This is a genomic window from Chitinophaga sp. OAE865, from assembly GCF_040546735.1.
Lineage (GTDB): Bacteria > Bacteroidota > Bacteroidia > Chitinophagales > Chitinophagaceae > Chitinophaga > Chitinophaga polysaccharea_A.
In genome coordinates this window covers 2,019,254-2,031,388 of the sequence record NZ_JBEPOF010000001.1, presented here as the reverse complement: position 1 = coordinate 2,031,388, position 12,135 = coordinate 2,019,254, and the positions used below count along the sequence as shown (strand labels likewise).

Annotated in this window: 7 protein-coding genes; 6 read left to right on the top strand and 1 reads right to left on the bottom strand. The window is 48.2% G+C overall.

Features of this window, described 5'->3' with window-relative positions; translation table 11 throughout:
• Positions 1–8: 8 nt before the first annotated feature.
• The 6 genes from ABIE50_RS08485 to ABIE50_RS08460 all read left to right on the top strand — a co-directional run bounded on the left by ABIE50_RS08485 (position 9) and on the right by ABIE50_RS08460 (position 11,620).
• Complete coding sequence (locus tag ABIE50_RS08485) at positions 9–1,274, top strand: FecR family protein (protein ID WP_209864633.1); 1,266 nt, start codon at positions 9–11, stop codon at positions 1,272–1,274.
• 256 nt (positions 1,275–1,530) lie between these two features.
• Positions 1,531–4,800: a TonB-dependent receptor gene (locus tag ABIE50_RS08480; RefSeq protein WP_209864636.1), complete on the top strand. Its 3,270-nt coding sequence runs from the start codon at positions 1,531–1,533 to the stop codon at positions 4,798–4,800.
• A gap of 11 nt (positions 4,801–4,811) precedes the next feature.
• Positions 4,812–6,281, top strand: a complete 1,470-nt coding sequence (locus tag ABIE50_RS08475) for a RagB/SusD family nutrient uptake outer membrane protein (protein ID WP_209864638.1) — start codon at positions 4,812–4,814, stop codon at positions 6,279–6,281.
• 111 nt (positions 6,282–6,392) lie between these two features.
• Positions 6,393–9,902, top strand: a complete 3,510-nt coding sequence (locus tag ABIE50_RS08470) for a carbohydrate-binding protein (RefSeq protein WP_354027929.1) — start codon at positions 6,393–6,395, stop codon at positions 9,900–9,902.
• Positions 9,903–9,951: 49 nt separating this feature from the next.
• Positions 9,952–10,944, top strand: coding sequence for a nucleoside hydrolase (locus tag ABIE50_RS08465; RefSeq protein ID WP_209864643.1), 993 nt, complete (start codon positions 9,952–9,954; stop codon positions 10,942–10,944).
• A gap of 118 nt (positions 10,945–11,062) precedes the next feature.
• Positions 11,063–11,620, top strand: coding sequence for a dihydrofolate reductase family protein (locus tag ABIE50_RS08460; RefSeq protein ID WP_209864644.1), 558 nt, complete (start codon positions 11,063–11,065; stop codon positions 11,618–11,620).
• A 13-nt stretch (positions 11,621–11,633) separates the two neighbouring features.
• On the opposite strand, the gene ABIE50_RS08455 is transcribed toward ABIE50_RS08460, so the two are convergent.
• Complete coding sequence (locus ABIE50_RS08455) at positions 11,634–11,942, bottom strand: DapH/DapD/GlmU-related protein (RefSeq protein ID WP_354027928.1); 309 nt, start codon at positions 11,940–11,942, stop codon at positions 11,634–11,636.
• Between the last annotated feature and the right edge of the window lie 193 nt (positions 11,943–12,135).

The window sequence follows — 12,135 nt, the reverse complement described above, 5'->3', positions numbered from 1 at the left end:
ATCTCAAATTGTCAACACAAAACCGCCTTACATACCTGCTTGGGCAGGCAATGCAGCGCTCTGCTACTGATACAGAGCTGCAGGAACTGATAACGCTGATCAGGGAAGATGATAATGGCATCATTACCCGGCAGGTGGAGGCTATGCTGTTAAAGGAGCTTCCGGATAATGCCGCTGCCGGCTACGATATGAGCTATTGGGATGATATAGCAAGCAGGATCCTGACAGCCGATAAGCCGGAAAAAGAAACTGCAGCACAGGGAGATAGTTCAACAGGAGAAACAGGTTTACCGCCTGCAGTTATTCACCTCAACCCATGGCGCCGTTTGCGCTGGATTTCAGCTATTGCCGCCGCATTGGTATTAGCCTTCGGCCTCTACTGGTTTTTGCAGCCAGCTGCCCGCAAATCCACTACTACTATTGCCCAAACCACGGCATCCAATGATGTTACTCCCGGGGGAAACAAGGCCATGCTGGTACTGGCAGACGGTACCGAAATCCCTTTAGACAGTGCCACCAACGGGGCGTTGACGCAACAGGGCAACACCAGTATTATACAACCTGCTGGTGGGCAACTGCTGTATACCCCGCAAACAGCAAGCCCGGAGAACGTTGATATTGTTCAATATAACACCCTGCGTACACCACGGGGAGGACAGTTCCAGGTAACCTTACCTGATGGGACCAATGTATGGCTCAACGCGGCCAGCTCACTGAAATATCCTGTTGCCTTCAATGGCAGTTCCAGGCAGGTAGAGCTAACCGGGGAAGCCTACTTTGAGGTAGCGCATAATAAGGCAATGCCGTTTAAAGTGATGGTGCGCACCGGTCAGCGCGACAGCCTCGAAGTAGCCGTGCTGGGCACGCAATTCAATATCATGGCATATGCCGATGAAACCATGGTGAAAACCACCTTGCTGGAGGGTGCGGTAAAAGTGAGCAATAGCGGGGTCAGTAAACAACTGGCGCCGGGACAGGGCGCTTACCTGGACAGGCAAAATCATACGCTTGCTCTACAACAGCATGCAGATACCGAAGAAGCAGTAGCATGGAAAAACGGCTTTATTCAGCTGGAAGGGAACGATATAACATCCATCATGCGTATGATCGCACGCTGGTATGATGTGGATGTGGTATACACCGCTTCCGTTCCTGCGCATTTCCGGGGTATCATACCCAGGAATGTGCCGGTATCGCGGGTATTGAATATGATGGAAATGACCGGAGAAGTACACTTTGAGATCAAAGGAAAACAGATCATCGTATCTCCCTGATGCATTTATACTAAAAACTGATACAATATGAGTCCTTAAAATTCCACTCCCTGTACCATACTGACACAAAAAACCGGAAGCGTTGGCCCGCTCCCGGTGAAAGCTGGGTCTGTATGTAAAATCGCTCGTAGCAATTATTCATTATTTACCCAAACCATACAAAAGTATGCAATTGATGCTTTATTCCCAAAGCAGGCAGCTTCGCGCTGCGTGGGATAAAAAATTTCCACGATTATCGAAAAAAATATTACTGATCATGAAACTGACGGTACTCTTACTAACCGTTGTCCTACTGCAGGTGCATGCAACAGGGTATTCTCAGACAGTTACCATTTCACGGAGCAATGCGCCACTGGACAAGATCTTCCAGGAGATCAGGAAACAGACCGGGTATACCTTCCTTTATACCGATGAACAGCTGCTACAGGAACGGAAGGTAAACCTGCAACTGAAGGACGCTTCACTGAAAGAAACACTGGAGGCGTGCTTCAGGGGATTGCCGTTTACCTACAGCATATCAGACAAAACCATCGTCATTAAACGCAAACCTGCGGCAGATGAGATTGTGACCCCGCCAGACCAGGTAGTCAGGGGCAGGATCACCAATGAAAAAGGAGAGCCTCTACCCGGCGTCACGGTTCTGGTGAAAGGTACAACCAAAGGGGTGTTCACCAACGTGGATGGAGAATATGTAATCACCGTGCCTGATGGCAACATCGTGCTGATCATCTCCTCCATTGGCTACAACAAAGTGGAGATGCCGCTGAACGGAAAAAAGGAGCTGTCTCTCGCATTGGAGCCATCTTCCTCCAATATCAACGAACTGGTAGTAGTGGGATATGGAGAGCAGAAGAAAGGAACACTTACTAACGCTATCTCCTCTATTACCGCCAAAGATTTCCAGGATGCGCCGGTGAACCGTCTCGACCAGGTATTACAAGGCCGCGCTACAGGCGTACAGGTTACCAACTCCGCCGGATCTCCCGGCGGCGCCGCCCGTATCCGCATCCGCGGCTCCAATTCTGTGAATGGCGGTAATGACCCGTTATACGTGGTAGATGGTTTTGTAGGTGCGGAATTCTTTGCCATCAACCCCGATGATATTGCTTCCATACAGGTACTGAAAGATGCGGCTGCAACAGCCATTTACGGTAGCCGCGGATCTAATGGTGTAATTCTGATCACTACCCGTAAAGGCAGCAAAGGCGGATTGAAAGTGAATTTCACAACACGGCAGTCAACATCCACGGTTATTAAGAAACTGGACCTGCTGAACGCCGCCGACTTTGCAGAAACGGTTAATGCACATGCTACAGCTGTTGGTACCACACCAAAATTCACAGATGCACAGATCGCTGATTTCCGCGCTAAAGGTGGTACAGACTGGCAAAATGAAATTTTCAGAAGAGCGCCGGCACAGGAATATATGCTCAGCCTGGCCGGTGGTACCGATAAAAGCGGCTATTTCATTTCCGGCAATTATCTCAACCAGGATGGAGTGATCAACAATTCGTTTTATAAGCGATATACATTACGTTCCAATATTAACGCCAACCTTAGCAACAGCATCTCTACTTTTCTGAATATTACCGGGTCTTACAGTACAGCACAAAATATAGATATTCCGGCAGATGGCGCCAGCAGCCCACTGGCACAGGCCATTACCTGGGCTCCTACAACGCCTGTGTATAATGCAGACGGCAGTTTTGTAGTGAGTGATCCGGTAGGCTCACTGTCATACAATCCGGTGGCGCTAACCGTTAACAGGCTGGCTGTAAGAGACAGGATGCTTGCAAACCTCATTGGTGGTTTTAAATTCGGAATACTGCCGGGACTGACTTTCAATATGCAATATGGAGCTAACTTCCTGCAGTATGAGGACAAGTCCTTTGGCGGAAAAATCACCAATAATAATACCTCCAGCGCCAGTATAAGATCCAATAAGGAAATTGTACTCCAGAATACCAATACCCTGAATTACAGCAGGGTATTCAACGGGGTGCATAGCCTGGACGCTACCGCAGTAATGGAGTACCAGCAATCTACCTACAATTACTCTTCCGCCGGATCTTCCAACCTCACCTATGAAAATTTTCAATGGAATAACCTTGCTCTTGGCACAGCAGGCAATCCCGGCTCAGGCTATTCCAAATGGGCATTGTTTTCCCTGGTGGGACGTGTGAACTATGGCTATAACGACAAATATCTTTTATCTGCCGCAGTAAGAAGGGATGGCTCTTCCAAATTCCGTGGCAGCAACAGGTACAGCTATTTCCCTTCTGTATCGGCAGGATGGGTAGTAAGTAATGAGCCATTTATGCAACAAGTGAGCGCTGTCAACTATTTAAAACTGCGCGGAAGCTGGGGGCTAACCGGTAACCAGGCAATTAGTCCCTACAGCACTATTTCATCCTATTCAAATATAGCAACATCGTTTAACAACAGCAGTCACCAGGTAGGGTTGGTGATTGGCAATATCGGTAACCCTGATCTGAAATGGGAAACTACAGAACAGAAAGACATAGGAGTTGACATCGGGTTGCTGAAAGGCAGGATGTCTGTCAGCGCCGATTATTTTATCAAAGATACACGTGACCTGCTGTTACAGGAAACCGTTCCGATGTACCTGGGAGGCAACTCTATTACACGAAATGTGGGAGCTGTACAGAATAAAGGCTGGGAATTTTCTGTTGATGGTGATGTGATCGATAAGGGAGCCTTCCGGTGGAATACAGGGTTCAATGTGTCTCTCATTAAGAACAAAGTAGTTTCCCTGGGTGAAGGTAAAACAAGGATCTTTGACCCCAATACCCGTAAGATTGGCGGCGGCATGTCTCCCCAGTCTGAATTTGTAGTAATGCCAGGCCAACCGCTGGGCTCTATCTGGGGGCTCACTTATCTCGGTACATGGAAACCGGGCGATTCCAAAGCAGGTGAGTTTGGCGCCAAGCCAGGCGATTCCCGTTATGTAGACATGAACAACGATGGAAAAATAGATGCAGACGACTATCATATCATCGGTACCGGTATTCCTAAAACATCCATTGGCTGGAACAACACCATCACCTATAAGGCATTTACGCTGAACCTGTTGTTCCAGGGGCTCTTTGGGTTCGACAGGCTGAACTACAATAAAGCGGTTGCCATGTATTATGGCGCTGATGCACGTGAAGCCACCTATGTTGACATCAAGGACCGTTATATTCCCGGTGTGAATGAAACTTCAGATATACCTGCGTTCAGCTCAACCAACAAAAACATCACGCAAAGCACCCGCTTCCTGGAAAAGGGCGACTTCCTGCGCTTGAAAAATATCAGTCTGGCATATAGTATTTCCAAATCCAGACTGAAAAATATTACAGGCATCAAAGTGTTTGTAAGCGCTACCAATCTCCTGACATGGACCAACTATTCCGGCATAGACCCGGAAAGCAATTCATCATCCGGCGATATCCGCCAGGGTATTGATTTTGGGACTTATCCAAATGTAAAAACCATCACCGGAGGGGTAACACTGAGCTTTTAAAAATAACAGTTATGACTATACGATACTATCTGAAATATACGATATACCTGTTCCTCGGCCTGATCCTGGCAGCGGGATGCAGTAAGGAACTAACGGAAAGCCCCAGGGGGTTGGTGGCCGGTGACGACGCATTAACCAGTCAGGCTGGCCTGGAAACCGTGCTTACAGGCGCCTACGGCAGCCTGATGGTGCCCTGGACAAGTGGGTTCACTACCGTATCACAAATTGCCATGACGATGGGCGGAGACGACCTCACTACACATCCGGGCTCTAACAAGGAGGAGTTCAGGGAATTTGATCTTTTTAAAGTATCATCACTGAACAGCAGGATGAATCCCATCTGGCTGGGCTGTTACAAGACGATACAGTCGACCACCAACATCATTAACAACTATGACAAGGTGCTGAATGGCAATCAGGACACTATCCGGGCGATGGTGGGCGAAGCCAGCTACTTACGCGCGCTTTCCTATTACTGGCTGACGAGGCTTTGGGGAGAAGTTCCCATTATTCCATCAGAGAAATACCTGCCCGAATATCTTAACCTGAAAAAAAGTAAACCGGCTGATATATACCAGCTGATAGAAGCAGACCTTCTCCGGGCCGAAGAATGGATGCCCAATGGCAGACGTACCGGGGGGCGGCCTAATAAAGGATCGGCAAAGGCCCTGCTGGCAGACGTATATCTCACAGAAGCAGGATGGCCGCTGAAGGACCAGGCAAAGTATGCACTGGCAGCTGCCAAAGCCAAAGAGGTGATAGACAACAAAGCGACCTATGGTTTTGACCTTTACAGCGGCGATTACCTGAAAATTTTTGCTGGAGGAACCGTGGAAGATGTATTTACGCTTTTCACACGCGGAAACTGGGTCACTTACAATTCATTTTACGGATTGTCTACCATGCCGGAAGATGAAGGAGGGTGGAGCGACTTTTTCCCGGAGCTTAATTTCTTCAACAACTTCCCCGCCGGTCCCAGGAAAGACGCCACTTTCAGCACGGAGTTCAAACTGAGTAATGGCACCACCATTCCCTGGCAGCAAACCAGTACACATCACCCTTATTATAAAAAGTTCACTATCCAGTCGGGTAAAAAAGATGTGTACATGTCCAATAACCCTGTTATTATGATGCGTTATGCGCATGTGCTGCTGATCTATGCAGAAGCGCAGGCACGCTCCACAGGTACGCCTAACAGTGAAGCCTATACGGCAATTAATACTGTAAGGCGCCGGGCCGGTTTACCTGATCTACAAACCGGTATGTCAGGCGCCAACTTTGCCTCAGCTGTTGTAAACGAGCGGGCCTGGGAATTTGCAGGTGAATGGAACCGCTGGTTCGACCTGGTAAGACTGGAGCTGGTAGAAGCCGCCAATGCCAATAAGGCTGCGGGCGATCTGCAACTGAACGGCAATATTACCAAAGCAAACTACTGGATGCCTATACCCGGCGCAGATGCAGTAGTGAATCCCAATTTATGACCTATAGACGAATGAAGCTCCTGTTCTTTCTTTTATAACATCGAAAGCCCGAAAAACCCTGCCGGTACGGCTAACAGCTGTACCGGCTATTCCACCCTAAAATGAACCGTTATGAAAACGAGCAAACCAAGATCTGACGCTCGCAAAAGGACCTCTTTGCGACGTACTACCTGGTTGCTGCAAACCTGCAGCAACCGGTTGAAAATATTCCCTTTAATATTATTGCTCCCGTTATGTTTGCTGTGCAGCACACTTAACGCGCAATACCTGCTGCTGGACGATATGGAGGGGCATGGCCTCTGCTCCGGCAAATGGACTTATTATGCCGGCAATACCACTACCGGCAAAGTGGAATTTGGCGTAGCCAATCCTGATCCTTCAGGCCTGAATACCAGTCCGCTGGTAGCCAAATTCACAAAAGACACCAGCTGCTTTGAGTATATGAGCGCGAGCTGTCAGCTGAGAGATTCGTTTGATCTCTCTACCAACAGTACATTCAAAATGCTCGTGTACAGCAGCACGCTGGATGAAATTATGTTCAAACTCCAACCCGGCAACAACTACAGCAAAGCCGTCTTCTTTACCTTCAAGCCTTCCCGTGTGAACCACTGGGAAGAAGCCACCTACAATTTCCAGAGCGTGAAGACCCGGACAGATTTCAGCACCATCGCCATACAATACATTGATGGCAAAAAAGCGAATGGTATCCTGTATTTCGACCTGATACAGGGACCAAACCCTACCGCCATTGTATTAAAAGATACCACCATCCTGATGGGACATGAAAACGGGGCGGTGCTGACGGCATCCGTAATAGGAGGCACACTGAAGCCAACGCTGACACCCTCTAACTGGTCGGCCCTTAATTTGCCGCCAGGCGTTACAATCAGCAGCGTTCAGCGGGTAAATGACAGCACGGCAAGTATTACGCTCAGCGGGAATTCTCCGGCCAATTATTCAAGGACCACCCTGAAACTCAGTATTGCCGGTGCAGAGCTGACCACTGCTAACGTTGCCAGCTATACGGCAAAAGGAAACGTGCTATTTGAAGGCAATCCCAACTGGACACTGGTATTCGCAGATGAATTCAATGGCAGTGGAAAACCCGACCGCACCAAATGGACAGTGGATCCGCGCCCCAAAGGATGGATCAACGGGGAACAACAGGTATATACAGATACAACCCGCGATAATGCCCAGGTGAGGAACGGCCGTTTGGTGATCACCGGGAAAAAAGATTTCCCCACAGGGAACACTACTGAGCCCTGGTCTTCCGCCCGGCTCATTACACAAGGCAAATTTGATTTCCTTTATGGCAGGGTTGAAGTGAGAGCCAGGCTGCCACGCGCGCGCGGCTCCTGGCCCGCTATATGGCTGATGCCCACCACCAGCGCCTATGGCGGATGGCCTAAAAGCGGGGAACTGGATGTTATGGAGCATGTTGGCAATAACTTCGGAACAGTATTGTCCACTATTCACACACAAAATCATAACTGGACCAATGGCGGAGGTATCAGTAACAGCAAAAAACTGATGGATGCTGATACTGTATATCATGTATACACTATGGAATGGGCGCCGGATACCATCAGGTTCATATATGACACCACGCAGATCCTGTCTTATGCCAACCCGCATACCGACTGGAAAGACTGGCCCTTTGATCAGAAATTCCATCTCATCCTGAACCTGGCTATTGGCGGGGGAATGGGTGGCTCAATTGTGGAGGCGGACTGGCCGGACAGTATGCTGGTAGACTATGCACGCGTTTACCAGAAAGGCCTTGGTACACCGGTATTAGACAGCATCACGGTAACACCGGCAGACCTGTCATTCCTACCAGGGAAGCAGCAACAGTATACTGCCAGCGCCCTGGACCAAAACGGCCATACCATAGCTATTACACCGGTATGGAGCATCACCGGCACGGGTAATACGATAACGGCCAACGGGCTTGCTACATTGAACAATTCAGGGCAGGTAATTGCCACTGCTACCGTAGACAGCACCACCAAGACCGGCAAGGCCTTTGTGAACCGGCGCACTGCCAACTACAAGCTCATACCCGCTAAAATAGAAGCGGAAAATTTCGACAATAGTAATTCCAATCGTACAGAACCCTGCTCAGACGTTGGAGGAGGACTGGATATGAGCTATATAGGATCCGGTACCTGGTTTGAGTACGATATTAATGTGCCGGTGTGCGACACCTACAGGATACAGTTTCGTGTTGCCGCCAACAGCGCTTCAGGTCTCCGTGTTCAACTGGATACCACTACACTGCAAACGGTAAGCCTGCCGGCAAGTGGCGGATGGCAGAAATGGACTACTGTTACGTCAGCGCCTATACGATTGGAGCAAGGTCAGCAAACCATCCGCATTATCGCCAACAAAGACGGATGGAACTTCAACTGGCTACGCATTATTTACGCAGACTCTGTTCATCTTGACCGCATTATTGTAAAACCAGACAGCGCAACCATTACTTTAGGACAGGTCCAGCAGTTTACTGCAACAGGATATGCGCAGGACAGCAGCCAGTTACCTGTGTTGCCGGTATGGTCCGCCTCTAACAGTGGCAGTATCAGCAGCAGCGGTTTGTTCAATGGCAATGTTGCAGGTGATTACCTGGTGATGGCTACCGCCGGAAATAAACAAGACACTGCTATCGTGCATGTAATTACTCCTCCTGCGCTTACGCGTATTGTGATCACACCGGATTCGTTAACGGTACCATTGCGTGCCTCCCAGCAATACGCGGCAAAAGGATATGACCAGTACAACAACCCTTATACCTTTAAGGCGAACTGGAGTATCACCGGCACAGGAAACAGCATCGATACAAACGGCGTCTTTACTGCCGGTGCAACGCCCGGAACATTCGCCATCATAGCCACAGGAAATGGTATATCCGACAGCGCTGTTGTAAACGTTGATTATACCTGTACCGTTAATAATAAATACGAGGCCGAAAGCGCTTCCAACCGTGCTCCCGGACCCGTACTGGAAACCTGTACAGACACAGGAGGAGGACAAAACTTTACCAGCCTGAAAGCGGGCGACTGGTTTGCATACAGTAACCTGGTGGTACCTGTAGCCGGCAGATACAATATCAGTTTCAGGGTATTGTCCACAGCTCCGTCTAAAATATGGATCGGTCACAGTACCTATAAATTTGATACTATCTATATACCATCCACCGATGGGGTGTGGCAAACAGTTACGGATACCATCAGGCTGCCGGCACTCAATTATACCGGCGTGCATATACTGTCTGGCAGCCCGAAATTTAACTGGTTCAGTATTGATAATTGCGCGGCAAACGAACCCGCATCCCGTATGGCTTACAGCAAAGCGGAATATCCTGCGGCAGAAACAGATAGCAAAGGGCCTGTCCTTTATCCCAATCCAACCAACGGGCAACTGACCATAGACCTGAAAGGTCAGTTGTACCGGCGGCTGACACTGCTGAATATCCGTGGCAATATATTGCGGCAATGGAATATTCAAAAAGGTGAGCGGCAAATCAGCAAAGACATCAGTGCTTTGGCTGCGGGCACTTACATGCTGATACTGGAAGGCGGAAAGAACACCAAAACCTTCCGGATCATTAAAATCTAAAACAGGAAAGCCGCCCCATCGCTGAATGGGGCGGCTTCTTATTGACATTATGAAACGAATGAAGTATATAGGCTTATTGATCATCAACCTGCTGTTATGCCACCCTGCGCTGGCGCAAAATGTAAAAATCATTTTTGATACTGATATGGACTCCGATGTGGATGATGTGGGAGCGCTCGCCATGCTACACGGGTTTGCCAACCTGGGAAACGCCGAAATACTGGCAGTTATGGTATCCAGCCTTAATCCCTGGTCGCCCGGAGCGGTGGATGTGATCAACACTTACTATGGCAGACCAGGTATTCCCATCGGCGCTGTTCAACGGTTTGGCGTATACCATAAGTCGAAGTATGCCCGCAGTCTTTGCGAAGAATTTAAATACAACACCCAGCTGGATGAAGACACGCCGGAGGCTACGATGCTGTACCGGAAAACACTGGCATCCCAGCAGGATACAAGCGTGGTTGTTGTAACGGTGGGCGACCTTACCAATCTGTCCAACTTACTAAAATCAGGACCGGATCAATTCAGCGGGTTAAATGGCATTGACCTGGTAAGAAAAAAAGTAAAACGCCTCATTTGTATGGGAGGCAGATACCCTGCTGATGTGGATCCAAATCCATGGGGTAATTTCAAACCCGATCCGCGCTCCACCCGCCATGTAGTGGCAGAATGGCCAACCCGCATCTATTTCACCGGAGGTGGCGCTTTCGCGGATAGTGTACAAACAGGAAAGATCTTTTTCCTGGAAAAATATAAGCACACCCCCATGGCGCATGCTTATAAACTGTACCTGAAAGGCTGGAACAGGAGCTGGCATCACAGCGCCGACATAATTGCCGTGTATGTGGCTATTAAAGGACATCTGCCTTATTTCAGATTAGAAGAACGTGGTTATAACCATATTTTTGAAGATGGAACAAATTTGTGGCGTTTAGCGCCGAGAGATGACCGGCATTACCTGATCAGTGAATTTGCCAAAGGTATTGATCCGAATGCGATTGCTGCAAAATTTGATTCTTTAATGGCCCCGGAAAAATAGGACCGGGATGATAGCCATTGGCCTGAAAGTCCCTTTTTTTGTCCGGATTGCCCTCCCAATATTTAATGTCATGTCTTACTTTTGGCTTATATCCTTAAATCCAATAAAAGCCATTAAAATGAGAACAGTAATATTCGGTATAAACATTAGCATAGATGGCTATTGCGATCACACTATCGGTAATCCTGATGAAGAGCTTCATGACTATTTCACAGGGATGATGAACGAGGTAGACCTGCTCTTTTTCGGCCGTGTCATGTATCAGCTCATGTTTCCCTATTGGTCTGATATGGCAAAAAATAAATCCGGCACAGCAGATGAAAACAGGTTTGCTGAAAGATATACTTCGATAGAGAAAGTGGTTATTTCACGAACATTGGACCATGCACACGCAGTGGAAAATACACGGATCATTCGTAGCAATCCGGCGGAAGAATTAGTGAAACTAAAGCAGCAACCCGGCAGAAAAATTGCGATAGACAGTATAAGCCTGCTGCCTGAATTGATAACAGCAGGCCTTATTGATGAGTTCCGTATAGTTGTTCATCCGGTGATAGTGGGAAAAGGCAGACGATTGATGGATGATGGCAGTCTTCATGAAAAACTTAATTTAAAGCTGGTTGATACCATCCCTTTCAAATCCGGATGTGTGGCGCATCACTACCTGAAACAGTAACAGGAACTTACCTTCATGATTTATTGATTGAACGTACCGGCCGGCATGGATTACCAAATGCAACACAATTTTCAGGGATAGATCTGGTAACAATGCTACCGGCGCCTATTACCGAGTTTCTACCGATGGTTACACCGGGTAGTATAATTACTCCACCTCCTATCCACACATTATCCTCTATTTTAACCGGCAGTGCGAAAGTACGGAAATAGGGTATCTCTTCATTGCCTGTCCAGCCTTCCACTAAGCGCTCCTGCATTTCCACCGGGTGTGTGGCAGTATATATCTGTACATTGGAGGCGATACTGCTGGGTAATACCAAGGAAGGAAGCTATATAGCCTAAATTCACCCGGTTTAAAAGAGTAGGGTTTTCGCGGCAAAATTTATCATAACGCTCATGTGCTGTAAGATTGTTACCTGATTTGAAAAAACGTAAAGGGCTTTCATGCCTGTTTATTAACAAAACGGAGGCAATTGATACCGGGAACCCGGGAATAAATAAAAAAGAGCCTGC

Coding starts and splice junctions, on each gene's coding strand:
- ABIE50_RS08480 (WP_209864636.1), top strand. CDS start 1,531: ATGAAACTGACGGTACTCTTACTAACCGTTGTCCTACTGCAGGTGCAT.
- ABIE50_RS08475 (WP_209864638.1), top strand. CDS start 4,812: ATGACTATACGATACTATCTGAAATATACGATATACCTGTTCCTCGGC.
- ABIE50_RS08470 (WP_354027929.1), top strand. CDS start 6,393: ATGAAAACGAGCAAACCAAGATCTGACGCTCGCAAAAGGACCTCTTTG.
- ABIE50_RS08465 (WP_209864643.1), top strand. CDS start 9,952: ATGAAACGAATGAAGTATATAGGCTTATTGATCATCAACCTGCTGTTA.
- ABIE50_RS08460 (WP_209864644.1), top strand. CDS start 11,063: ATGAGAACAGTAATATTCGGTATAAACATTAGCATAGATGGCTATTGC.